The 21,257-nt window shown below is 68.2% G+C and carries 27 protein-coding genes; 8 read left to right on the forward strand and 19 right to left on the reverse strand.

Going from position 1 to position 21,257, the window contains the following annotated elements; all coding sequences use genetic code 11:
• Positions 1-26: 26 nt before the first annotated feature.
• The 9 genes from hprK to ACLB90_RS14720 all read right to left on the reverse strand — a co-directional run bounded on the left by hprK (position 27) and on the right by ACLB90_RS14720 (position 6,859).
• Positions 27-977 (reverse strand): HPr(Ser) kinase/phosphatase, encoded by a 951-nt coding sequence (gene hprK / locus ACLB90_RS14680; RefSeq protein WP_017354943.1) that lies wholly within the window; start codon positions 975-977, stop codon positions 27-29.
• Positions 974-1,426, reverse strand: coding sequence for a PTS sugar transporter subunit IIA (locus ACLB90_RS14685; protein ID WP_411850148.1), 453 nt, complete (start codon positions 1,424-1,426; stop codon positions 974-976). Before ACLB90_RS14685 ends, hprK begins: the two co-directional genes overlap by 4 nt.
• 20 nt (positions 1,427-1,446) lie before the next feature.
• Positions 1,447-1,770: a ribosome hibernation-promoting factor, HPF/YfiA family gene (hpf, locus tag ACLB90_RS14690; protein WP_411850149.1), complete on the reverse strand. Its 324-nt coding sequence runs from the start codon at positions 1,768-1,770 to the stop codon at positions 1,447-1,449.
• A gap of 58 nt (positions 1,771-1,828) precedes the next feature.
• A complete protein-coding gene (locus ACLB90_RS14695; RefSeq protein ID WP_411850150.1) occupies positions 1,829-3,280 on the reverse strand; it encodes an RNA polymerase factor sigma-54 in 1,452 nt (483 codons plus the stop codon).
• 42 nt (positions 3,281-3,322) lie between these two features.
• Complete coding sequence (lptB, locus tag ACLB90_RS14700) at positions 3,323-4,042, reverse strand: LPS export ABC transporter ATP-binding protein (RefSeq protein WP_411850151.1); 720 nt, start codon at positions 4,040-4,042, stop codon at positions 3,323-3,325.
• Complete coding sequence (gene lptA, locus ACLB90_RS14705) at positions 4,042-4,563, reverse strand: lipopolysaccharide transport periplasmic protein LptA (RefSeq protein WP_411850152.1); 522 nt, start codon at positions 4,561-4,563, stop codon at positions 4,042-4,044. The genes lptB and lptA overlap by 1 nt, the downstream gene beginning before the upstream one ends.
• Before the next feature lie 147 nt (positions 4,564-4,710).
• Positions 4,711-5,271 (reverse strand): LPS export ABC transporter periplasmic protein LptC, encoded by a 561-nt coding sequence (gene lptC, locus ACLB90_RS14710; RefSeq protein ID WP_411850153.1) that lies wholly within the window; start codon positions 5,269-5,271, stop codon positions 4,711-4,713.
• A complete protein-coding gene (locus ACLB90_RS14715) occupies positions 5,268-5,816 on the reverse strand; it encodes a KdsC family phosphatase (protein ID WP_411850154.1) in 549 nt (182 codons plus the stop codon). Before ACLB90_RS14715 ends, lptC begins: the two co-directional genes overlap by 4 nt.
• Before the next feature lie 41 nt (positions 5,817-5,857).
• On the reverse strand, positions 5,858-6,859 hold the full coding sequence (locus ACLB90_RS14720; RefSeq protein ID WP_411850155.1) for a KpsF/GutQ family sugar-phosphate isomerase: 1,002 nt from the start codon (positions 6,857-6,859) through the stop codon (positions 5,858-5,860).
• A 53-nt stretch (positions 6,860-6,912) separates the two neighbouring features.
• Here ACLB90_RS14720 and ACLB90_RS14725 point away from each other — a divergent pair, with 53 nt between their 5' ends.
• From ACLB90_RS14725 to ACLB90_RS14735, 3 genes are all read left to right on the forward strand, one after another.
• A complete protein-coding gene (locus ACLB90_RS14725) occupies positions 6,913-7,143 on the forward strand; it encodes a BolA family protein (protein WP_411850156.1) in 231 nt (76 codons plus the stop codon).
• A 72-nt stretch (positions 7,144-7,215) separates the two neighbouring features.
• The gene (gene murA, locus ACLB90_RS14730; protein WP_411850157.1) at positions 7,216-8,490 is read left to right on the forward strand and encodes a UDP-N-acetylglucosamine 1-carboxyvinyltransferase; all 1,275 of its coding nucleotides are present in this window, start codon (positions 7,216-7,218) and stop codon (positions 8,488-8,490) included.
• Positions 8,487-8,795 (forward strand): EF-hand domain-containing protein, encoded by a 309-nt coding sequence (locus tag ACLB90_RS14735; RefSeq protein ID WP_411850158.1) that lies wholly within the window; start codon positions 8,487-8,489, stop codon positions 8,793-8,795. The genes murA and ACLB90_RS14735 overlap by 4 nt, the downstream gene beginning before the upstream one ends.
• A gap of 37 nt (positions 8,796-8,832) precedes the next feature.
• On the opposite strand, the gene ACLB90_RS14740 is transcribed toward ACLB90_RS14735, so the two are convergent.
• The 6 genes from ACLB90_RS14740 to purM all read right to left on the reverse strand — a co-directional run bounded on the left by ACLB90_RS14740 (position 8,833) and on the right by purM (position 12,999).
• Positions 8,833-9,516 carry a DUF3108 domain-containing protein gene (locus ACLB90_RS14740; protein WP_411850159.1) on the reverse strand — a complete coding sequence of 228 codons (684 nt, stop codon included), beginning with the start codon at positions 9,514-9,516 and terminating at the stop codon, positions 8,833-8,835.
• Positions 9,517-9,518: 2 nt separating this feature from the next.
• A complete protein-coding gene (locus ACLB90_RS14745; RefSeq protein ID WP_411850160.1) occupies positions 9,519-10,304 on the reverse strand; it encodes a DUF3108 domain-containing protein in 786 nt (261 codons plus the stop codon).
• Between the two features lie 65 nt (positions 10,305-10,369).
• On the reverse strand, positions 10,370-11,023 hold the full coding sequence (purN, locus tag ACLB90_RS14750; RefSeq protein WP_411850161.1) for a phosphoribosylglycinamide formyltransferase: 654 nt from the start codon (positions 11,021-11,023) through the stop codon (positions 10,370-10,372).
• Positions 11,020-11,457 (reverse strand): hypothetical protein, encoded by a 438-nt coding sequence (locus tag ACLB90_RS14755; protein ID WP_411850162.1) that lies wholly within the window; start codon positions 11,455-11,457, stop codon positions 11,020-11,022. The genes purN and ACLB90_RS14755 overlap by 4 nt, the downstream gene beginning before the upstream one ends.
• A 7-nt stretch (positions 11,458-11,464) precedes the next feature.
• Positions 11,465-11,923 (reverse strand): hypothetical protein, encoded by a 459-nt coding sequence (locus tag ACLB90_RS14760; protein ID WP_411850163.1) that lies wholly within the window; start codon positions 11,921-11,923, stop codon positions 11,465-11,467.
• Positions 11,924-11,937: 14 nt separating this feature from the next.
• Positions 11,938-12,999, reverse strand: a complete 1,062-nt coding sequence (gene purM, locus ACLB90_RS14765; RefSeq protein WP_411850164.1) for a phosphoribosylformylglycinamidine cyclo-ligase — start codon at positions 12,997-12,999, stop codon at positions 11,938-11,940.
• 109 nt (positions 13,000-13,108) lie between these two features.
• On the opposite strand from purM, the gene ACLB90_RS14770 reads away from it, so the two are divergent.
• From ACLB90_RS14770 to hda, 3 genes are read left to right on the forward strand one after another with little or no spacing between them, the layout of a single operon-like run.
• Positions 13,109-14,236, forward strand: a complete 1,128-nt coding sequence (locus tag ACLB90_RS14770; RefSeq protein ID WP_411850165.1) for a DUF2066 domain-containing protein — start codon at positions 13,109-13,111, stop codon at positions 14,234-14,236.
• A complete protein-coding gene (locus ACLB90_RS14775) occupies positions 14,233-15,402 on the forward strand; it encodes an AI-2E family transporter (RefSeq protein WP_411850166.1) in 1,170 nt (389 codons plus the stop codon). Before ACLB90_RS14770 ends, ACLB90_RS14775 begins: the two co-directional genes overlap by 4 nt.
• The gene (gene hda / locus ACLB90_RS14780; protein ID WP_017356239.1) at positions 15,399-16,109 is read left to right on the forward strand and encodes a DnaA regulatory inactivator Hda; all 711 of its coding nucleotides are present in this window, start codon (positions 15,399-15,401) and stop codon (positions 16,107-16,109) included. Before ACLB90_RS14775 ends, hda begins: the two co-directional genes overlap by 4 nt.
• 6 nt (positions 16,110-16,115) lie before the next feature.
• Here the strand turns inward: hda and murU are convergent, their stop codons facing one another.
• From murU to ACLB90_RS14800, 4 genes are all read right to left on the reverse strand, one after another.
• Positions 16,116-16,832, reverse strand: coding sequence for an N-acetylmuramate alpha-1-phosphate uridylyltransferase MurU (gene murU / locus ACLB90_RS14785; protein ID WP_411850167.1), 717 nt, complete (start codon positions 16,830-16,832; stop codon positions 16,116-16,118).
• A complete protein-coding gene (locus ACLB90_RS14790) occupies positions 16,829-17,854 on the reverse strand; it encodes an aminoglycoside phosphotransferase family protein (protein WP_411850168.1) in 1,026 nt (341 codons plus the stop codon). The genes murU and ACLB90_RS14790 overlap by 4 nt, the downstream gene beginning before the upstream one ends.
• Positions 17,855-17,912: 58 nt before the next feature.
• The gene (locus ACLB90_RS14795; RefSeq protein ID WP_411850169.1) at positions 17,913-18,182 is read right to left on the reverse strand and encodes a GlsB/YeaQ/YmgE family stress response membrane protein; all 270 of its coding nucleotides are present in this window, start codon (positions 18,180-18,182) and stop codon (positions 17,913-17,915) included.
• Between the two features lie 67 nt (positions 18,183-18,249).
• On the reverse strand, positions 18,250-19,743 hold the full coding sequence (locus tag ACLB90_RS14800; protein ID WP_411850170.1) for a M20 family metallopeptidase: 1,494 nt from the start codon (positions 19,741-19,743) through the stop codon (positions 18,250-18,252).
• A gap of 301 nt (positions 19,744-20,044) precedes the next feature.
• Between ACLB90_RS14800 and ACLB90_RS14805 the strand changes: the two genes are divergently transcribed.
• Together ACLB90_RS14805 and ACLB90_RS14810 are read left to right on the forward strand one after the other, a co-directional pair.
• Complete coding sequence (locus tag ACLB90_RS14805) at positions 20,045-20,272, forward strand: ComEA family DNA-binding protein (RefSeq protein ID WP_411852769.1); 228 nt, start codon at positions 20,045-20,047, stop codon at positions 20,270-20,272.
• 478 nt (positions 20,273-20,750) lie between these two features.
• Entirely contained in the window at positions 20,751-21,224 is a 474-nt protein-coding gene (locus ACLB90_RS14810) for a hypothetical protein (RefSeq protein WP_411850171.1), read from the forward strand.
• The last annotated feature ends 33 nt before the right edge of the window (positions 21,225-21,257 follow it).

Raw genomic sequence — 21,257 nt, forward strand, 5'->3', positions numbered from 1 at the left:
GGCAGTGGCGGGGGCAGTGGGCAGGCTCATGGGGTGCGGCGTTCCAACATGTTGCTGTGGCGGGCGATGAACATCGCCGCAGGGTCGATACCCTTGGTACGTAGAATGTGCAGCCGGGTGGCCGCTTCGGTCAGCACGGCCAGGTTGCGGCCGGGCATCACCGGCAGGGTGATCAGCGGCACATCCAGGTCCAGCACGTGGCGGGTGCCCGAATCGCCGGTGAGGCGTTCGTACCCGTGGGGCGTAGGCTCGGTCATGGGCTTGGTCAGGTGGACGATCAGCCGAAGGTACTTGTTCTTCTTTACGGCTGTGTCACCGAACATCTCGCGTACGTTCAGCACGCCCAGGCCGCGCACTTCCAGCAGGTCCTGCAGCAGCTCCGGGCAGGTGCCGTCGAGCACGTCCGGGGCGATCTGGGTGAATTCCGGGGCGTCATCGGCGACCAGCCGGTGGCCGCGGCTGAGCAGCTCCAGCGCCAGTTCGCTCTTGCCCGATCCGGCTTCACCGGTGATCAGCACGCCGATCGAGTAGATCTCCATGAACACGCCATGCAGGATCACCCGCGGCGCCAGCGTGCGGGCCAGGTGGTAGGACAGGTGGTTGAGCAGTTCGTGGCCGCGCTTGGGCGAGACCCACAGCGGGGTCTGCGACTCATCGGCGGCCGCGCGCAGGTCTTCGGGGCAGGACTGGTTGCGGGTGATCACCAGCGCCAGCGGATGCGACTGCATGATCCGCTCGATGGTCTCCCAGCGCTGCCGCGAGTCCAGCGAATCCAGCCAGGACAGTTCCTCGGTACCGAGGATCTGCACCTTGTTGGGGTAGATGGCATTGAGGTAGCCGGCCAGCGAGGGCCGGCGCGAGACGGTATTGCCGGCCTCCAGCTCGCGACGCTCGCCCTTCTGCCCGGCCACCCAGCGCAGGCTGAGACGGTCGCGCTGCTGTTCGAACAGCTCGCGCGCGGTGATGCTGGTATTCATGCGGCGCTCGCCGGCGGGGGGAATTCGATGACCTGGCGCAGTGCGTCGCCGTCGCGCGCGTCGCGCAGCGCCTGGCGGATGGCCGGTTCGGAGAACAGTTCGGCCAGCTCGGACAGCAGCATCAGGTGTTGATGGGTGTAGTGCGCGGGGACGGCAATGGCGAACACCAGGTCCACCGGTTCGTCGCTGCCGAACTCCACCGGCGACTCCAGGCGCAGCAGGGCGCCGCGGGGGCGCTCGAGCAGCGGCGCGCGGCCGTGCGGGATGGCGATGCCGTGCCCGATCCCGGTGCTGCCCAGCGCTTCGCGCTGGCACAGGTTCTGGTAGATCAGCTCGGCATTGGCTTCGCGGCAGGCCAGCAGCCGGGCGGCCGCCTTCAGCACGCTGTCGCGATCGGCGGCCGGCAACACTTGCGTGCGCACGGCCGCCAGGAGGTCAGTCAAGGGCATGTCAGGGAAGAACGAGGGCGTCAGCCCTCATTGTCGCCCACCTGCAGCGGCAGTGGCGCGTGCTGCTGTTTTTTCTCCTTGTGCTTGATCACGAGGCGGTCGAGCTTGTCGGCCAGGATATCGATGGCGGCGTACATGGTCGGGCCGCTGGCGTCGGCGTGCAGGGTCTGCCCGGGGACGTTCACACTGGCATCTGCATGGTGTTCCGGCTTGCGGATCGACAGCTGCACGCGAATCTCGCAGTGCTGGTCGAAATGCTTCCCCAGCCGCTTCAGCTTGGTTTCCACGTACTCGTTCAGAGCGGGGGTGAGTTCAAGCTGCTGGCCATACGTTTCGATGCGCATCGGGTTTCTCCTTTGTTCGGATTTGCCAATGAACCTTCCCGCCTGGCGCGGTGGAGCGTCAGGCGATTCTTACTCTTTCGTGCGAGGCGGAAATGTTCATGGCCTCACGATACTTCGCCACGGTGCGGCGCGCCACCGGTATTCCCGAGGTCTTGAGCAGGTCAGCCAGCTTGGCGTCAGAAAGCGGCTTGCGCGGGTTCTCGTCGTCGATCAGGCGCCGGATCATGGCCTGGATGGCGGTGCTGGAGGCTTCACCACCGCTGTCGGTATCGATGCCCGAGGCGAAGAACGACCGCAGCGCCAGGGTGCCCCGGGGGGTGCGGACGTACTTGCGCGCGATCGCCCGGGAGATGGTCGACTCGTGCAGGCCCAGTTCGCCGGCCACCTCACGCAGGGTCAGCGGGCGCAGAGCCTGCTCGCCGAACTCCAGGAAGGCAGCCTGCTGCTGCAGCAGGCAGCGCACCACCCGCAGCAGGGTCTCCCCCCGGGCTTCCAGGCCCTTGAGCAGCCAGCGCGCTTCCTGCAGGTGGGCGCGCAGGTAGCCGGCGTCGCTTTCCCCGCAGCGGCGGATCATCTGCTCATAGCCACGGTGGATCACCACGCGGGGCCCTGCGTGCCCGGCCAGGGCCGCACGCCAGATGCCGTTCTGGCGCCAGACCACGCAGTCCGGCACCACGTAACTGTCGTGGGACAGCTCGCCGATCTGGGTGCCGGGGCGGGGGTCCAGGGTGCGCAGCAGCTGGACGGCGGTGTCCACATCGGCCAGCGGTTCGCGCAGCTCGTGGGCGATGCCGGCCACGCCGCTGCGTGGCAGGCGCTCCAGCGGGCCGTCGGCGATGCGGCGGGCCAGGGCCAGCCCGGGGGTGTCGGCGGGCAGCACATCCAGCTGCAGGCGCAGGCATTCGCCCAGGCTGCGCGCCCCGATCCCGATCGGGTCGAAGCGCTGGATCTGGTGCAGCACGGTCAGGATTTCGGCTTCACCGGCATGAATGGCCGGGAGCAGGGTGTCGGCGATGGCGGTCAGCGGCTCGCGCAGGTAGCCATCGTCCTCGAATGCATCGATCAGCGCCGCGCCGATGCTGCGGTCGCGGGGGGACAGGTGGGACAGGTGCAGCTGCCACAGCAGGTGGTCGGCCAGCGATTCGGTTTCGGCCACGCGCTCGGCAGCGCTGCCGTTGTCGTCGTCATCGAACGAGCCGCCGCTGTTGCCGCTGCTCCAGTCGCCCTCGCCAGGCGCCCAGTCGTCCGCGCCGGGCCCGGCGGGGCCGGCATCGCTGTCGCCGCGGTCCTCGCCGTCGCCCGCATTCACGGTCGGGGCGGCCTCGCCAGGCAGGGCGTCCAGCGCCGGTTCGGCGTTCTCGGCCCATTCCAGCAGCGGGTTGGTCTCTACCGCCTCGGCGATTTCCAGGTCGAGCTCGGCGCTGGACATCTGCAACAGCTTGATGGCCTGACGCAGCTGCGGCGTCATGACCAGTTGTTGCCCCAGCGATGTCTGCAGCCGTGCTTTCATGCCTGTGCCGAACGGAGGGAAGGCGTTGCGGCGGCCGCTGGATCAGAGCTTGAAGGTGTCCCCAAGGTAGACGCGTCGGACATCGGCGTTGGCCAGGATTTCGTCCGGCGCGCCCTGTGCCAGCACGCTGCCTTCGTTGAGGATATACGCGCGGTCGCAGATTCCCAAGGTTTCGCGCACATTGTGATCGGTGATCAGGACGCCGATCCCGCGCTGCTTGAGGTGGGTGACGATGCGCTGGATTTCACCGACCGAGATCGGGTCCACGCCGGCGAACGGTTCATCGAGCAGGATCAGGCGCGGGCGGGCCGCCAGCGCGCGGGCGATCTCGCAGCGGCGGCGCTCGCCGCCGGACAGGCTGGCACCGAGCTGGTCGGCGACGTGACCGATCTGCAGTTCGTCGAGCAGCGAGTTCAGTTCCTTCTCGCGGCCGTCCTTGTCCAGGTCGTCGCGCAGTTCCAGCACCAGGCGCAGGTTGTCGGCCACGGTCAGCTTGCGGAACACCGACGGTTCCTGCGGCAGATAGCCCACACCCTGTTTGGCACGGGTGTACATCGGGTCGGCGGTGATGTCCTTGCCGTCCAGCACGATGCTGCCGGCGTCGGCTTCCACCAGCCCGACAATCATGTAGAAACAGGTGGTCTTGCCGGCACCGTTCGGGCCGAGCAGGCCGACCACTTCACCGGCGTCCAGGGTCAGGCCGAAATCCTTCACCACTTCGCGCTGCTTGTAGCGCTTGCGCAGACCTTTGGCGACGAGCATTACTTCTTGCTCCCGGCAGCGGCCGGCGCAGCGGGCTTGGCCTTGGGCTGGATCACGGTGCGCACACGGGTGCCGTCGCCGCCGCTGTTCATCTCGCCGGTGCGGGTGTTGTAGGTCATCTTCTGGCCGGCGTTGGTGCCGCGCGCGCTCTTGACGTTGTAGTTGCCGGTCATCGTGAGCACTTCGCCCTTGATGTCGTAGTCGATGCGGTCGGCCGAGGCGTCCATCCAGCTGCCGTCATCGAGCTGCTGCTTGAGCTTGGCCTGCTTGCCGGTGAACACCGCACGCACCGGCTCGCCGTCCTTCAGGTAGATCTCCGCTTCAGACGAACGCAGGTCCAGCGTGCCCTGGATGACGATCACGCCCTGCGAGAGCGTGGTTTTGCCATTGCCGTCGAGCGTGCCGGTCTGCGCGCCGGCGTCGATGGACATCGGTTCGTTGCGGTCGGTGGACTTGGCGCTGGCGGCGAAGGCGGGGACGAGAAGACTGATCGCGCAGGCGGCTGCAAAGAGGATCTTCATGGGGTGGTCTGTTCTGCCGGTGTTGGGGCCGGGCCGTCGGGCCGGGGCGGTATCGGGATCACGGCTGGCACCATGCCAGACGCGTGGAAGGGGCGTTCGCTGCCGGCCTGCGCCTGTCCGGAGACGGCGGCACGGCCGGCGGCGATGTCAGCGGGTGGGCGTGTAGCTGCCCTTGGACTGACTGAGGAAACGGTAGGTCTTGGTCTTGGAATCCAGTTCGAACCCGACCCCGGACTGCATCATACCCGGGCGGGTCATGGTCACCTTGGCATCGGTGCTGGCACGGTTCTCCTTGGGGAACACGTCGAGGTGGTCGGTGCGGAAGGTGGTCGGCGGTACCGCAGGTACCTTCGGGCTGTCGCCGCTGACGTTGCCGGTCAGCTTGAGCTGCTCGCCCTTGGCGCTGACCCAGCCCTTGTCGCTGCGCAGCTCCCAGTGGTTGCCCTCCTGGTCGGGCAGCAGGAACATCGGGGTGGAGATGTTCATGGTGGCGTCGCTGCGCGAGCGTTCCAGCAGCGGCGCGCGCAGGGTGGTGGATTCCTTGCCCTGTTCGTCCAGCGCCACGATCTGGAAGTCGTGCAGCACGTAGTCCTTGCCGCCGTCGTCGCCAGCCACGATCTCGCTTTTGCTGCCATTGCGCAGCAGCGACCAGCCGCTGAGCAGCGCGGCGACCAGCAGCAGGGCGCCCAGTCCGGTCCGCCAGCTCATGCGCCGAACCTCGCCAGCACCGCATCGACCTTGCCCTGCGCGGCCAGCAGCACATCGCACAGTTCGCGTGCCGCGCCGCGGCCACCGTCGGAGCGGGTCTGCCAGTGGACGCGCTCGGCGATCCACGGATGTGCATTGGCAGGGGCCACCGCCAGGCCGACCGCGCACAGCGGCGCCAGGTCGGGCAGGTCATCGCCCATGAAGGCGACCTGGTCCAGGCCGATGTCGTGTTGGGCGCACAGCGCGCGCACGCTGGCCAGTTTGTCGCCGACCGCGATCTGGGTGTCGATGCCCAGGTCGGCACCGCGCCGGAGCGCGGACTGGCTGTTGCGCGCGGTGATCAGCACCGGGTGGATCCCGTGCTGCTGCAGCAGTTTCAGGCCAAGTCCATCCTGCACGTAATACGCCTTGCTCTCGTTGCCGTCCTTGTCGTAGTAGAGCCGACCGTCGGTGAGCGTGCCGTCCACGTCGAAGCAGGCCAGCCGGATACGGCCGGCGATGGCATGCAGGTGGGGCGGAAAACCGGGCAACGGGGAGTAGGGCATCAGGGCGGCAGGTCAGCTGAATGGAAGGGGGGAACTGTGGTTTAAACCACCCGCGCCCGCAACAGGTCATGAATGTTGAGCGCGCCAACCAGCCGGCCGGCCGCGTCGACCACCATCAGGCCGGTGATTTTGTGGGTTTCCATCAGCCGCGCCGCTTCGGCGGCGAGCTGGTCGGCACCGATGGTGCGCGGGTGGCGGGTCATCACATCGGCGATGCGCGCGCTGCGCACGTCCAGGTCGCTGTCCAGCGCGCGGCGCAGGTCGCCGTCGGTGAACAGCCCGATCAGGCGCTGGTCGGCGTCGACCACGGCGGTCATGCCCAGCCGCTTGCGGCTCATCTCCACCAGGGCTTCGCTGAGGCTGGCATCGGCGCCCACGCGCGGCAGCTCGTCGCCGCTGTGCATGACATCGGTGATGTGCAGCAGCAGGCGCCGCCCGAGGCTGCCGGCGGGGTGCGAACGGGCAAAGTCGTCGGCGGTGAAGCCACGGGCATCGAGCAGGGCCACGGCCAGGGCATCGCCCATCGCCAGCGAGGCGGTGGTGCTGGAGGTGGGGGCCAGCGCCAGCGGGCAGGCCTCGGCCGGCACGCTGACGTCCAGGTGGACATCGGCGGCCTGGGCCAGGCTGGAGGCCGGGCGGCCGGTCATGGCGATCAGCCGGTTGCCCTGGCGCTTGAGCACGGGCAGCAGCATCAGCAGTTCGTCCGATTCGCCGGAGTAGGACAGGGCCAGCACCACGTCGGCCTCGGTGATCATGCCCAGGTCGCCGTGGCCGGCTTCGCCGGGATGGACGTAGAAGGCCGGGGTACCGGTGGAGGCCAGGGTTGCGGCGATCTTGCGCGCCACGTGCCCGGATTTGCCCATGCCGGTGGCCACGACCCGGCCCCTGCTTTCCAGCACCAGCTGGCAGGCCTGGCTGAACGCATCGCCCAGCCGGTCGGCGACGGCGGCGAGCGCATCGCGCTCGATCTCGAACACGCGGCGGCCGCTGGCGACCAGGGCGGCGGGGTCGGCCGGGTGGGGCAGAAGGGGCGATACAGCCATGCGGGCGCCACGCGGAAGAGTAGAATGAGCGCTCATTTTATTAGGAAAGCCCGTTGGACGCCGAGACCATCCGCAAACTGATCGAAACCGGCCTGCCGGGCGCCCGCGCGGACGTGCAGGGCGATGACGGCGTGCATTTCGAGGCCACCGTGGTCTGCGATGCCTTCGCCGGCAAGCTGCCGCTGGCCCGCCACCGCATGGTCTATGCCACCCTGGGCGATCTGATGGGCGGGGCGATCCATGCGCTGGCGCTGAAGACCGTGACCCCGGCGGAAGCTGGCTGAGTCCGCGTCACCCCCCTTCAAGAGCAGCCGACCAACGGTCGGCTCTACCCATTCCTTACATTTGCAGACCACATGGCCAAGATCGTAGTGACCGGCGGCAAGCCGCTGCACGGTGAAGTGAACATTTCCGGCGCCAAGAACGCCGTCCTCCCCATCCTGTGCGCGACCCTGCTGGCCGATGCGCCGGTGGAGATCACCAACGTGCCGCACCTGCACGACGTGGTCACCACGGTGAAGCTGCTCGGCGAGCTGGGCGCCAAGGTCACCATCGACCAGGGCACCCTGTCGCGCGGCAGCGCGATCGTGGTCGACCCGCGCCCGGTGAACCAGCACGTGGCGCCGTACGAGCTGGTCAAGACCATGCGCGCCTCGATCCTGGTGCTGGGCCCGCTGCTGGCCCGCTTCGGCGCGGCCGAAGTGTCGCTGCCCGGCGGCTGCGCGATCGGCTCGCGCCCGGTCGACCAGCACATCAAGGGCCTGCAGGCGCTGGGGGCGGAGATCACCGTCGAGAACGGCTTCATCAAGGCCCATGCCAAGCGCCTGAAGGGCGCGCACTTCACCTTCGACATGGTCAGCGTCACCGGCACCGAGAACGTGCTGATGGCCGCCGTGCTGGCCGAAGGCACCACCGTGCTGGACAACGCGGCGATGGAGCCGGAAGTCACCGACCTCGCCCACTGCCTGATCGCGCTGGGCGCGAAGATCGAAGGCCTGGGCACCGCCCGCCTGGTGATCGAAGGCGTCGAGCGCCTCTCCGGCGGTCGTCATGAAGTGCTGCCGGACCGCATCGAAACCGGTACGTTCCTGGTCGCAGCGGCGATGACCGGCGGCAAGGTCACGGTCAACCGCGCGCGTCCGAACACGATGGACGCGGTGCTGGCCAAGCTGGTGGAAGCCGGCGCGACGATCGAGACCACCGACGACAGCATTACCCTGGACATGCAGGGCAAGCGTCCGCGCGCGGTCAACCTGACCACCGCGCCGTACCCGGCCTTCCCGACCGACATGCAGGCGCAGTTCATGGCGCTCAACTGCGTGGCCGACGGCGTGGGCGTGATCAACGAGACGATCTTCGAAAACCGCTTCATGCACGTCAACGAGCTGCTGCGCCTCGGCGCGGACATCCAGGTTGAAGGGCACACAGCGATCGTGCGCGGCTCGGCCGAGCTCAGCGGCGCGCCGGTGATGGCCACCGACCTGCGTGCGTCGGCGTCGCTGATCCTGGCCGGGCTGATGGCCGAGGGCGATACCACCATCGACCGCATCTACCACCTGGACCGCGGCTACGAGAACATCGAAGAGAAGCTCTCGTCGCTGGGCGCCACCATCCGGCGCGTGGCCGCATGATCCTGCGCGGCCGGTTCACCCGGCGCCGCAAGGCGCTGCTGATCCTGGTGCTGGTGGTGCTGGGCTGGCTGGGCTATGCCTGGTACGCGAACATCGCCATCACCCGGGGCATCGAGCAGCAGGACATGGACTGGGACGCCGACGGCAGCGTCAGCCGCACCGAGGTACTGCAGGCGTTCTACGCGGTGGGCGTGGACGACACCCAGGAAGGCAACCGGCACTGCCGAACCTTCTACTGGCGCGGCAACCGCGAGCAGATCCGCGTGGACTGCAAGACGGTGTTCGGCGAGGCCAAGCCGGAATGAAAAAACGCCCGCGCAAGCGGGCGTTTTTCTGGGTGGCTTACTTGAAGGACTTGATCGTCAGATCCAGCGCGTCCTTGCCGCTCTCACGCTGCAGCAGGCGTGCCGGTACCGGGAATTCCTTCACGATCCAGGCGATCAGTTCCTTGTTGCCGTCGCCGCGCGAGACCTTGGTGGCGTCGTAGGTCTTGCCTTCGATGGTGATCTTTTCCTGGCCGACCACCTTGTAGCTCATCGGCTTGATCCGGCCTTCGTCGACCATGCGGTAGTTCAGCGGCTTGCCGGCCGCCAGGTCGCGGGCGATTGCCAGGTTGATCAGCAGGGCGTCCATGTCGCCGGCCTTCAGCGCCACCGGGCCGCGACGTTCGGGCTTGATGTCGCCGGTCCACGTCGCCTGGTTGCTGGTCCAGTTGTAGGCCGCATCCACGTTGCGCTTCTTGACCAGCAGGATCGACCGGTCGCTGCTGCTCAGCGGGCGCAGGCGGCCGCCGGCTTCCTCGAACACGGTGCTCTGGCTGAGGTCGGCGAGCTGGTTCTTCACGTTCAGGCTGTAGCGCCACTTGTTGGCGCCTTCGCTGGCCAGGGTCATGGTGCCGTTGGCCTGCATGCCCATGTAACTGGCCTGGTAATCGGCCTTGAAGGGTTGCAGCGCCATTGCCGGCAGGCTCACCACAGCCAGTGCGCCGGCGGCGATCCAGGTCAGCGGACGGTTCATCAGGGTCATGCTCAAACTCCTTGGTATTCGATCAGGCGCAGGTCGATCCGATCTTCGCCGTCTTCGCGTTGCAGGATACGTACGGGCGTTGGCACGCCGTTGGCGATCCAGAGGATGGTTTCATCGTTGCCGCCGTTGGTGCGGTACACCCGCAGCGCGTTGTAGGACAGGTCCCCGACCTGGACGTTCTCGGTATCCGGCGCGGCCTGGTAGTCGTGCTGGCGCACGCGGCCCACGTCCACGTAGCGGTAGTGCATCTGCCCGCCCGGGCGCGCATCGCGCATGATCGCCAGGTTCAGCAGCAGGGCGCTCTGGTCGCCGGGCTGCAGCGGGATCGGTACGGTGCGCTCCTTCTTCAGATCGCCCAGCCACTGCGCGGTGCCCGCCTGCCAGTTGTAGGTGCCGGTGACCTTCTTGCCGAGGAACAGGCCCTTGCGGACGGTGGCCTGGCTGAGCGGCACATAGGTGTCGCCCTGCTTCTCGAACACGGTGCTCTGTTCCAGGTTCAGGCCCAGCACGCTGGCGAAGCCACGGCGTCCGACCACCTGCATGTCCACGCGCCACTGCGCGCCGCCGGTATGGGTGACCCGCATGGTCGCATCGCCTGCTTCCTTGCCCTTGTAAATGGCCTGGTAGGTAGCGGTGAACGGCTGCAGCGGCGGTGCTTCCCACGGCGTCGCGGGCAGCGCCGGCAGCGGCGGTTCGGGCGCCGCCGGCGGCTCCTGCGCATGCACGATGGCAGCGGTGCACAGCAGGGATGCGATCAGCAGCACTGGCTTGAACAAGGGCGTTCTCATGCGGTCAGGGAGATCGGAGGTGGGAGGATGCCAGCGCCGGGGTCAGCGGCATGTGTGCGCCGCGATCAGCGGTTCAGCTGTCCGGCGCAATCTAGGCGCAGCGGATTAAACAGGGGGTGACCGTCCACGGCAACCTGACCGTCGCGTTCAGACACGCGCCCGGCCACCAGCAGCCGCAGGCTGGCGATCAGCAGCGGATGTTCCACCGCCAGCACCCGCTGGGCCAGTGCCTCGGGGCTGTCGCCGGGCAGGACCGGCACCCGCGCCTGGGCCAGCACCGTGCCCGCATCCAGCTCGGGCACCACGAAGTGCACGCTGGCACCGTGCTCGGCGTCGCCGGCCTCGAGTGCGCGGGCATGCGTGTGCAGGCCCTTGTAGAGCGGCAGCAGCGAGGGATGGATGTTGACCAGGCGGCCGCTGAAGCGCTGCACGAAGGCCGGCCCGAGGATGCGCATGTAACCGGCGCAGACCACCCAGTCCGGCGCGAACGCCGCCAGTGCATCGGCCAGGGCGGCATCGAACGCGGCGCGGTCGGCGAAGTCGGCCGGTGCGCGCGCCCAGCGTCGATCCGGTGCCACCTTCAGCAGCGCGGCCGCCCCGGGGCGGTCGGAGAGCACGCCAACCACGTCGGCGTCGAGCTGCCCGGCGGCCTGGGCATCCAGGATGGCCTGCAGGTTGCTGCCACGGCCAGAGGCCAGCACCGCGATGCGCGTACTCATGCCGGGAGTGCGTTGCCGTCGTCGAAGGCGGCGCGGACTTCCGGGCGCTTGAACGCCACGTAGGCATACGCGCACAGGGCCATCCCCAGCGGCCCGGCGAAGCAGGCCAGGAAACTGGCGATGGTGCAGTACTGCAGGCGGACCCGGCGGCCGATGTAGCGGGCGGTGAAGAACTGCACCACGCCCAGGATCGCGCCCAGCATCGCCATCGCCAGCAGCATGATGAACAGGCCGACCGGGGCGGCGTCCGGGTTGGTCGAGCCGCGTTCGCTGACGTAACCGGCCACGCTGATCAGCACGAACAGGCCGCCCGCCAGGACGTGCAGGATGGCCAGCACGTAGAACAGGATGTTGAGGTTCTGCAGGTGCGAACGGATCTGCAGCGGGGTCCACTGCGAGGACGGAACGGGCAACGGCGGCGGGTTCGGGGTCATCGGGCGCTCAGGGCAGGGACGGCACGGGCTGGAAGGCGGCCTTCACCGCCGGCTTCAACAGCACCACCAGGGTAAACACGCCCAGCACGGTGCCGAACGGGGTGAACAGGCACGACAGCGCGGCCACCACCAGACACAGCGTGTAGCGGCGGCGCTGCGCCAGGCTGCGCCCGGCCAGCACCATCAGCGACGTCATGGTCAGGCAGGTCACCAGGAACAGCGCGCCCATGCCGACGAACATCCAGCCGGCCATCTGGTCGCTGGGGCCGCCGGAGGCCTGGTTGTTGGCGGGGAACCAGCCGTTGACGATCGCAAGGCCGATCCCGATGTAGAGCAGCGGGAACAGCGCGAACAGGGCCATCAGGCCGGCCACCACGTAATGGAAGATCGACAGCAGCCGCAGATGGCCCTGGTCTTCGAGCGGCAGCAGCGGCGGCGGGGCCAGCGGGGCGGGGGCAGCGTCCATGCGTATCTCCCGGGTCAGCCGATGTGAACGCGTTCGGCGCCGTCGGTGGCGGCCGTGACCTCACCGATGGTCCAGTGCGCCAGGCCAAGGCCGTCCAGCGCGGTACCGATACGGTCGGCCTGCGCCGGCGGCACCACCAGCACGAAGCCGATGCCGCAGTTGAAGGTGCGCCACATCTCGGCGTCGGCGACGGCGCCTTCGCGCTGCAGCCACTGGAACACCGGGGGCAGCGTCCAGGCGCTGGCGCGGATGTCCAGGCCCAGGCCATCGGGCACGACCCGGATGATGTTCTCGGTCAGGCCGCCACCGGTGATGTGGGCCATGCCGTGGATGGCCTCGCCGTGGGCCTTGAGCAGCGCGAGCACCGGCTTGACGTACAGCGCGGTCGGCGCCATCAGCGCGTCGACCAGGCGCTTGCCGTCGTCCAGCACCAGGTCGGCCGGCTGGCCGGCGCGGTCGTAGATGCGGCGGATCAGCGAGTAGCCGTTGGAGTGCGGGCCGGAGGAGGCGATGCCGATCAGCAGGTCGCCCTGGGCCACGCGCGCGCCATCAAGCAGTTCGGACTTCTCCACCGCGCCCACGGTGAAGCCGGCCAGGTCGTATTCGCCCGGCGGGTACATGTCCGGCATCTCGGCGGTTTCACCGCCGATCAGCGCGCAACCGGCCTCGGTGCAGCCATTGGCGATGCCGCCGACCACGGCGGCGGCCGTGTCGATGTCCAGCTTGCCGGTGGCGAAATAATCCAGGAAGAACAGCGGCTCGGCACCCTGCACCAGCACGTCGTTCACGCACATGGCCACCAGGTCGATGCCGATGGTGTCGTGACGGCCCAGCTGCTGGGCCAGCTTCAGCTTGGTGCCCACGCCATCGGTGCCCGAGACCAGCACCGGCTCGCGGTACTTGTTGGACAGGTCGAACAGGGCGCCGAAACCGCCCAGGCCGCCCATCACTTCCGGACGGAAGCTGCGCTTGACCAGCGGCTTGATGCGTTCGACCAGCTCGTTGCCTGCGTCGATGTCGACACCGGCGTCGCGGTAGGTCAGGGAAGGAGGGGTCGAAGACGGGGAGTTGGTCACGGGCGTGGGCGCTGCGCTGGGGTGAAAGCGGGATTTTAACAGGCCACGTTGGCGCACAGGCCCTATTCGGGCAACAATTCCCCCTGGATACGCTCTATGGAAAGTCCTGATGCGCCGCAGCCTCCTGTTTGTGATGTTCCTCGCCCTGTGCCTGCCGGTGGCCACGATGGCCCAGAGTGGCCTGCGGACCGAGGGCGATGTCGCCAGCGCCTCGGGCGCCTATGAGGCGGAGGTACCGGTCAACAGCCAGAGCGACGCCGACCGCAATGGCGCCCTGGCGCGCGCGCTGGGCAACGTGCTGGCCAAGCTCTCCGGCGACCGCGGTGTGATGGCCCGGCCGGGCGTGGCGCAGTCGCTGCGGGGGGCCAAGGACTATGTGGCCAGCTACGACTACCGCCAGGACCAGAGCACCTCGGCCAGCGGCGCGCCCAGCTACCGGACGGTGCTGGTGGCGCGCTTCCGCCAGGATGACGTGGACGGCCTGATCGGCGCCCTGGGCCTGCCGCTGTGGCCGCAGCCGCGGCCCAAGCCGGTGGTCTGGCTGGCCATCGACGACGGCTCCGGCCCGCGCCTGGTCACCGTGCAGCAGGCCAATGCGGCCCGCCCGCTGCTGAACCGCGCGGTTGAACGCGGCTACAAGCTGGGCCTGCCGTCGGGCAGCGCGGCCGAGCAGGCCCTGGTCGGTGCGATCTGGCGCCAGGACACCGCCGCAGTGGCCCGTGCATCGGCGCGCTATGCCCCGCCGATGCAGCTGGTGGGCAAGCTGTACCGCGACAAGAGCGGCGGCTGGGTGGCCGACTGGGTGTTCGTGGATGGTGGCAAGGAACTGAACAAGTGGTCCACCAAGGACAGCGATGCCCGCCGTGCGATGGCGGGCGGTGCCGACGGCGCCGCCGACGCGCTGGTGCGCCGCTACGCCAAGGCCGGTGCGGCCACCGGCGCGGCCGGGACCTACAGGATCGTGGTGACCGGCATCCACAGCGCCGAGGACTACATGCGGCTGGCTGCCGGCCTGCGCGAGACCCCGGTGGTGCGCAACGTGGTGCCGGTGCGTGCTGCCGGCGACCGCCTGGAGCTGGCGCTGGAGATGACCACCGGCCTGGCCGGCCTGAACCGCATGCTCGGCGACAATGGCGTGCTGGTGCCGGTCGCACCGCTGCCGCTGCCGGTCCCGGTTGACGGCGATGAACCCACCGCCGCGCCCGTGCCGGCCAGCAACGAGTACCGTCTGCGATGATCCTCAGCCCCGAAGCGGAAATCGCGCAGTTCCTGCGTCGCCTCAAATATGTGCTGGTGGCGCTGGCGGCGGGGTGGGTGATCTGGCTGCTCGGCCCGATCCTGACCCCGTTCGTGCTGGCGCTGGCGTTGGCCTGGCTGGGCGACCCGCTGGTCGACCGGATCGAGGCCACCGGCCGCTCTCGCAACACCGGCGTAGTGCTGGTGTTCGTGGCGATGATCCTGCTGATCACCGCGGCACTGCTGATCCTGGTGCCGATGATCGAGCGCCAGATCGCCACCCTGATCGCGGCGGTTCCGCAGGCGCAGCAGTGGCTGATGCAGACCGGCATTCCGTGGTTCGAGCAGAAGACCGGCCTGGAAGTCATGCAGTGGATGGACCCGGACCGCCTGATCGAATGGGTGCGCAGCCATTGGCAGCAGGCTGGCGGCTTCGCCAAGACCTTCTTCGGCTACGTCTCGCGCTCGGGCTTCACGATGGTGACCTGGGTGGTCAACATCCTGCTGCTGCCGATCCTGGCGTTCTACTTCCTGCGCGACTGGGACAAGCTGGTGGAGCGGGTTGCGTCGATGATCCCGCGCAACCACATCGGCACCATCACCAACCTGGCCCGCGAGTCGGATGAGGTGCTTGGTGCGTTCATCCGCGGCCAGTTCCTGGTGATGATCGCACTGGGCGTGGTGTACGCCGCCGGGCTGTCGCTGGTGGGGCTGAAGCTGGGCCTGTTGATCGGCCTGGTGGCCGGTCTGATCAGCTTCATCCCGTACCTGGGCGCGACCACCGGCATCGTGATGGCCGTGGTGGCCGCGCTGGTGCAGGCGCAGGGCTTCGATCTCAAGCTGCTGATCCTGGTGGGCGTGGTGTTCACCGTGGGCCAGTTGCTGGAAAGCTACGTGCTGACCCCGCGCATCGTGGGCGACAAGATCGGCCTGCATCCGGTGGCGGTCATCTTTGCGGTGATGGCCGGCGGCCAGCTGTTCGGCTTCCTGGGCATGCTGCTTGCCCTGCCGGTGGCGGCGGTGAGCAACGTGCTGCTGCGCTACGCGCACCAGCGCTACCGCGAAAGCGAGCTGTACGCCGGTGAGCGCTCGGCAATCGTGCTCGATTCCTACATCGATAAGACCGACGTGGTGATCGTGATGCCGAAGGATCCGGACGGCCAGTGAGCGTGGTCCCGCAGCTGCCGCTTGCCCTGCGCTACCCGCAGGACGAGCGCCTGGAAACCTTCATCGGTGCCCCTGACGGGGCGCTGGCGCAGCTGCGTGCCATCGCCATCGGCGCGGCGTCGGACTGGGTCTATCTGGAAGGCGCGGCCGGCACCGGCAAGACCCACCAGGCGCTGGCGATGTGTTCGCTGGCCGAGCAGGCGGGCCGGCAGCCCACCTACCTGCCGCTGAAGGCCGTGGTCGGGCGCACCCGTGCCGCGCTGGAGTCGCTGGAAGGGCGCGATCTGGTGGCACTGGATGGCCTGGATGCCGTCGCCGGCCACCGCGACGATGAAGTGGCGCTGTTCGACTTCCACAACCGCGCCCGCAGTGCCGGCATCACGCTGCTGTACACCGCCCAGCATGCGCCCGACCAGCTTGGCCTGGTCCTGCCCGACCTGCGCTCGCGCCTGCAGCAGTGCGTGCGCGTGGTGCTGCAGCCGCTGGACGACGAAGGCCGCGCGGCCGTGCTGCGCGAGCGCGCGGCGCGCCGTGGCCTGGCCATCGACGAGGCGGCCATCGAATGGTTGCTGACCCGCACCGGGCGCGAACTGGGCAGCCTGGTGAGCCTGTTGGACTGGCTGGACCGCGAATCGCTGGCCGCGCAGCGGCGCATCACCGTGCCGTTCCTGCGCCAGGTGGTGGAAGAAGGCTCGCACCGCCTGTAACGCGGTTTACCGCGGCGGCTGCAGACCCAGCGCCGAATCCAGTGCCGCCAACCGCTCCGGCGTTCCCACGTCGGTCCATTGCCCGCGGTGATGCTGCCCGCTGACCCGGCCGCCGGCCATTGCATGACGCATCAACGGGGCCAGCCCGAACTGCGGTGGCGTTGCCGCCGTGCCTGCCGAGGCGGGGATGACATCGCGCCAGCCAGCGACGATGGCCGGGCGGAACACGCCGACACCGGCGTAGGTCAGGCGCGGCGCGTCGCCCACATCGCCAACCGTGCCATCGTCGTGCAGGATGAAATCGCCACGCGGGTGCTGCACCGGGTTGTCGACCAGCACCAGGTGCGCATCGCCCTGCGGGTGTACCGGCAACGCGGCGAAATCGACGTCGGTCCATACATCGCCGTTGACCACCAGGAACGGCGCCTCACCCAGTACCGGCAGCGCGTTGAGAATGCCGCCGCCGGTCTCCAGGGGCACCGGACCTTCGTCGATCAGGTGCAGGCGCAGGTCCCAGCGCGTGCCGTCACCCAGCGCCGGCGCGAACTGGTCGCCCAGCCACGAGGTGTTGATCACCACCTCCTTGATGCCGGCCGCAGCCAGGCGCTCCAGGTGCCACACCACCAGCGGTTTGCCGCCGGCCACCAGCAGCGGCTTGGGCGTGTGCAGGGTCAGCGGGCGCATGCGCTCGCCCTTGCCGGCGCAGAACACCAGCGCCTTCATGCGCGCGCCGGCCGCGGTTGCGCCAGCTGCGCCAGCGCGGGTTTGATGCGGTCTTCCAGCAGCGCCAGCAGCGGAGCCAGTTCCGGGTGGCGCGGCAGCACCTCGTCCAGGTAGCGGATGAAGCGCGGCGCATCGTCGAAGTAATGGCCCTTGCCGTCGCGGTCGCGCAGGCGCACGAACAGGCCGAGGATCTTCAGGTGCCGCTGCACGCCCATCCAGTCGGCATCGCGGAGGAACTGCGGCCACGGCCGCACCGGCAGGCCGGCGGCCTGCGCCTGCGCGTGGTAGCGCGCCAGCCAGGCATCCACGCGCGCCAGCGGCCAGCTCAGGAACGCATCCTTGAACAGGCTGACGGGATCGTAGGCGATCGGGCCGCGCACCAGGTCCTGGAAGTCGAGCACGGCGGGGCCGCCGTCGACCGGCATCAGGTTGCGCGGCATGAAATCACGGTGGGTCAGCACCTGCGGCTGGCCCAGTGCATTGTCCATCAGGCGGCGATGCACCAGCTGCAGGCCTTCCAGCTCGCCGCAGTCCAGTTCCAGGCCAAGGTGGCGCTGCAGGAACCACTCGTCGAACAGGCCTGCGTCGCGCTGCAGCAGCGCCTCGCCGAAGCTGCCCATGCCCTCGGGTACCGCAATCGACTGCAGCCGGATCAGCTGCGCGAAGGCGGCGTCGAACCAGGCATCGGCGTTGGCGTCGTCGATATGGCGGGCCAGCGTGGGGCCGCCAAGGTCTTCCAGCAGCAGGAACCCCTGCTCGACGTCGCGTTCGAACACGCGGGGTACGCGCACGTCGTTGGGTTCGAGCAGATCATGCATGCGCAGCCACGGGCGTACGTCTTCCAGCCCGGGCGGGGAGTCCATCACGATGTGGCTGCCGCGCGTGCTGGTGGCACGCCAGTAACTGCGGAAGCCGGCGTCCACCGAGGCGCGGTCGAGCGCCAGGTGCGGGTCGCCGAGCATGGAACTTGCCCACTGCCGGCGAAGGTCGGCGCGCAGCGGGTCGGAAGCAGGATCGTTCATGGACGGGTACGTCGAAGCGGCGCCGGACGGCGCGCGGAAGGAAAGGAGGGGAGAGAGGTCAGCGTTTGCCGCTGACCAGCCGCAGCACGGCCAGGATCGCGACGGCACCGATCACCGCACCGAGGAAACCGGCCGGTTCGCCGCGTGCATACCAGCCCATGTACTGGCCGAACCAGCCGGCAAACAGCGCACCGCCGATGCCCAGCACGATGGTCAGCAGACAGCCCATGCGGTTGTTGCCCGGCATGAAGAAGCGCCCGAGCAGGCCGACGATGAAACCGACCAGAATGATGTAGAGCCAGCTGGTGCTGCCGAACAGACTGTTCATGACGCCGTTTCCCGCAGGAGAAGGACGCAGCCTACCAAGCGCAGGCTGCGTCCGTCACCGGGACGGGTCAGCAGCAGCCGTGGCCGCCGTGGCGGGTGCCGCTGTCTGCAGCCACCGGCGAACCGCTGGTCTCACCGCGCAGGCTCGCCGCGTAGTGCTCGCTGATCACCTTGGACACGCAGGCAGTCACGCGCTTGCCCATCGGGATGTGCAGGAACTCGTTCGGGCCATGCGCGTTGGAATGCGGGCCGAGCACGCCGGTGATCATGAACTGTGCGCCGGGGAACTTCTCGCCGAGCATGCCCATGAACGGGATCGAGCCGCCTTCGCCCATGTACATCGCCGGCTTGCCGAAGAAGGTCTGGCTGGCCTCGTCGATCGCCTTGGTCAGCCACGGCGCCATCGCCGGTGCGTTCCAGCCGGTGGACGCCTTTTCCAGATCCAGCGTCACTTCGGCACCGTTCGGCGGATCGCGCAGCAGCGCCTCCTTGAGCAGTTCGCCGCAGGTCTTGCCGTCGGCGGTCGGGGGCAGGCGCAGCGACAGCTTCACCGCGGTATGCGGGCGCAGCACGTTGCCGGCCGAGGCCAGCGGCGGCATGCCGTCCACACCGGTCACCGACAGCGCCGGGCGCCAGGTGCGGTTGAGCACCAGCTCGGTGAGGTCATCGTTCATCGGCTTGAGGCCGTCGACCAGCGGGAATTTCTCGAAGATCGCGGTGTCCACCACATCGGCGGCGCGCTTGGCCTGTTCCAGGCGCTCGGCCGGAATTTCCACGTTCATGCCGTCGATCAGGATGCGGCCGGTGTTCTCGTCCTCGATGCGCGACAGCAGCTGGCGCAGCAGGCGGAAGCTGGACGGCACCACGCCGGAGGCGTCGCCGGAGTGCACACCTTCGTTGAGCACCTTGACCGAGAAGTTGCCGCCGGTCAGGCCGCGCAGCGAGGTGGTGCACCACAGCTGGTCGTAGTTGGCGCAGCCCGAATCCAGGCACACCACCAGCGACGGCTTGCCGATGCGGTCGGCCAGGTGATCCACGTAGGCCGGCAGATCGTAGCTGCCCGATTCCTCGCAGGCTTCGATCAGCACCACGCAGCGGGCATGCGGCAGGCCCTGTTCCTGCAGCGCGAGCACCGCAGCCAGCGAGCCGAAGATCGCATAGCCGTCATCGGCGCCGCCGCGGCCGTACAGCTTGTCGTCGCGCAGCACCGGCACCCACGGGCCGAGGTCGTCGTCCCAGCCGGTCATTTCCGGCTGCTTGTCCAGGTGCCCGTACAGCAGCACGGTGTCGTCGCCGGTCTCGGCGCCGGTGGCGGGGATTTCCAGCAGGATCAGCGGCGTGCGGCCTTCCAGGCGCACCACCTCCACGTTCAGGCCGGGCAGGTTCTGGGCCTTGGCCCAGGTCTCCATCAGCGTGACCGCCTGTTCCATATAGCCGTTTGCGACCCAATCAGCGTCGAACATCGGCGATTTGTTGGGGATACGGATGTAATCGACCAGTTGCGGGACGATGTCGTTGTCCCACTTGTCACTGAGGAATTGGCCGAGTTTGGCGCTGTCCATCTGAAGCTCCGAGTGCATTGGCTAGTCCTCACATTCTACGCCTCTGACCGGGGTAGGGATTTCCCTACATCACGTCGGGTATTTGGCCGGCTGCGTGAAGGCGCAGTGGACGATAGGCTGTGTGTATGTGGCGCGGGACACTGTTTCAGCCGAAGGGAATGTCGGCAGGCACTGATTCCAAGTCACAAGGAGTTTCACTGTGGGGCCTTGGGTTTCGTGGAAGGCGCTCGCGCTGGGAATGCTGTTGATGTGGCCCGCCTTCGCGGCAGACCGGATCGACATCAATACCGCCGATGCGTCGATGCTGGAGCAGGGACTGGCGAACGTAGGGCCCAGACGGGCTGAGGCGATCGTTGCATACCGGCGACAACACGGCCCTTTTCTTCGAGTCGAGGATCTGACTCGGGTGAAGGGGATAGGGACAGCAACCGTCGAACGGAATCGACAGCGGATGACGGCAGGCATCAGGACGATGCCCGCCGGGGAACCTCCCCGGAAGGAGGCTCCGCGCTCCGTACCCAGGCGCTGACGGACAGGATTGCCGGAGACCGGCAGGACGCTGGCAGGCCAACCGGGCAGGACGCCCGATGGCACCGGACGCCGCAGGGACGCGAATGCCGCAAGGACGCGGCGCCAACGGAAGGCAGGACACCACCAGGACGGTGGATCCAGACCCGGGAAGGGAATGGGATGGCGGATAGAACAACGACCGAGTGCAGGGAGCATGGTCGGGACCCATTTGGCAGGATGCGAAAGGGGGAAGGCGGGATGCCGACAAGGATGTGAAGATTGCCCGGTACCGTACAGGACGTATGGCCGGGCAATTTCTTTGTCAGGCCGGGGGCGTTGGGCGTAGTGATTCGAGCGTAGTCACCCCCGGCGCGTCCGCGTGCGGGCACTTCAGATCGGCATGGCAAGGACGTTATGCAGTCGTGGTATGCGCAATGCAGACCGCTTGACCTGGCCGTTGCCGGGACATCCACCGTCGTGCGCGGGGATGCCGTGTGTTGAACCGGACCCCGTTGCTGATCAGCAGCATCGTGCTGCTTCAGGTCGTTTTCGTCGTGCCCCTCGTGCTCGCCTACAACGGCTATTGCTTCGAGCAGCGGCGCATCGTGCCTGCGCAGGAGATCCAGCGCGCCGCGATTGCCCATGTCCTGGCGACCTATCCGCCCAGCATCGAGCTGTCGCGCCGGGAAGGCGCCCACGGCAATGACACGGTCACGCGTGGCCGGCCCGCCTACCCGGTGCGCTTTGCCGGCGTGGACGACTTCATCGCGCTCCATCCCCACGGCTGCCGGATCGTTCCGCGCGGATGGGAGGGATATGCGCCATCGGTGCTGTCGCGCATGGTCGGTGTGGAGTTCTACATCGTGCGCCTGCGCTACCCCGTCCGGTTCCACGAAAACGGGCGGCTGCGCAGCGTCATGCATGAAAGATTCGTAACTGTGGATCGATGCGCGCACGTCGTCACGATCTGAGCTGAGTCAGCTTCCCCCATCCCATGCAGGTCC

This window comes from Stenotrophomonas sp. LGBM10 (genome assembly GCF_046736075.1).
Classification (GTDB): Bacteria; Pseudomonadota; Gammaproteobacteria; order Xanthomonadales; family Xanthomonadaceae; genus Stenotrophomonas.

Coding starts and splice junctions, on each gene's coding strand:
- hprK (WP_017354943.1), bottom strand. CDS start 977: ATGAATACCAGCATCACCGCGCGCGAGCTGTTCGAACAGCAGCGCGAC.
- ACLB90_RS14685 (WP_411850148.1), bottom strand. CDS start 1,426: ATGCCCTTGACTGACCTCCTGGCGGCCGTGCGCACGCAAGTGTTGCCG.
- hpf (WP_411850149.1), bottom strand. CDS start 1,770: ATGCGCATCGAAACGTATGGCCAGCAGCTTGAACTCACCCCCGCTCTG.
- ACLB90_RS14695 (WP_411850150.1), bottom strand. CDS start 3,280: ATGAAAGCACGGCTGCAGACATCGCTGGGGCAACAACTGGTCATGACG.
- lptB (WP_411850151.1), bottom strand. CDS start 4,042: ATGCTCGTCGCCAAAGGTCTGCGCAAGCGCTACAAGCAGCGCGAAGTG.
- lptA (WP_411850152.1), bottom strand. CDS start 4,563: ATGAAGATCCTCTTTGCAGCCGCCTGCGCGATCAGTCTTCTCGTCCCC.
- lptC (WP_411850153.1), bottom strand. CDS start 5,271: ATGAGCTGGCGGACCGGACTGGGCGCCCTGCTGCTGGTCGCCGCGCTG.
- ACLB90_RS14715 (WP_411850154.1), bottom strand. CDS start 5,816: ATGCCCTACTCCCCGTTGCCCGGTTTTCCGCCCCACCTGCATGCCATC.
- ACLB90_RS14720 (WP_411850155.1), bottom strand. CDS start 6,859: ATGGCTGTATCGCCCCTTCTGCCCCACCCGGCCGACCCCGCCGCCCTG.
- murA (WP_411850157.1), top strand. CDS start 7,216: ATGGCCAAGATCGTAGTGACCGGCGGCAAGCCGCTGCACGGTGAAGTG.
- ACLB90_RS14735 (WP_411850158.1), top strand. CDS start 8,487: ATGATCCTGCGCGGCCGGTTCACCCGGCGCCGCAAGGCGCTGCTGATC.
- ACLB90_RS14740 (WP_411850159.1), bottom strand. CDS start 9,516: ATGACCCTGATGAACCGTCCGCTGACCTGGATCGCCGCCGGCGCACTG.
- ACLB90_RS14745 (WP_411850160.1), bottom strand. CDS start 10,304: ATGAGAACGCCCTTGTTCAAGCCAGTGCTGCTGATCGCATCCCTGCTG.
- purN (WP_411850161.1), bottom strand. CDS start 11,023: ATGAGTACGCGCATCGCGGTGCTGGCCTCTGGCCGTGGCAGCAACCTG.
- ACLB90_RS14755 (WP_411850162.1), bottom strand. CDS start 11,457: ATGACCCCGAACCCGCCGCCGTTGCCCGTTCCGTCCTCGCAGTGGACC.
- ACLB90_RS14760 (WP_411850163.1), bottom strand. CDS start 11,923: ATGGACGCTGCCCCCGCCCCGCTGGCCCCGCCGCCGCTGCTGCCGCTC.
- ACLB90_RS14770 (WP_411850165.1), top strand. CDS start 13,109: ATGCGCCGCAGCCTCCTGTTTGTGATGTTCCTCGCCCTGTGCCTGCCG.
- ACLB90_RS14775 (WP_411850166.1), top strand. CDS start 14,233: ATGATCCTCAGCCCCGAAGCGGAAATCGCGCAGTTCCTGCGTCGCCTC.
- murU (WP_411850167.1), bottom strand. CDS start 16,832: ATGAAGGCGCTGGTGTTCTGCGCCGGCAAGGGCGAGCGCATGCGCCCG.
- ACLB90_RS14790 (WP_411850168.1), bottom strand. CDS start 17,854: ATGAACGATCCTGCTTCCGACCCGCTGCGCGCCGACCTTCGCCGGCAG.
- ACLB90_RS14795 (WP_411850169.1), bottom strand. CDS start 18,182: ATGAACAGTCTGTTCGGCAGCACCAGCTGGCTCTACATCATTCTGGTC.
- ACLB90_RS14800 (WP_411850170.1), bottom strand. CDS start 19,743: ATGGACAGCGCCAAACTCGGCCAATTCCTCAGTGACAAGTGGGACAAC.
- ACLB90_RS14805 (WP_411852769.1), top strand. CDS start 20,045: ATGCTGGAGCAGGGACTGGCGAACGTAGGGCCCAGACGGGCTGAGGCG.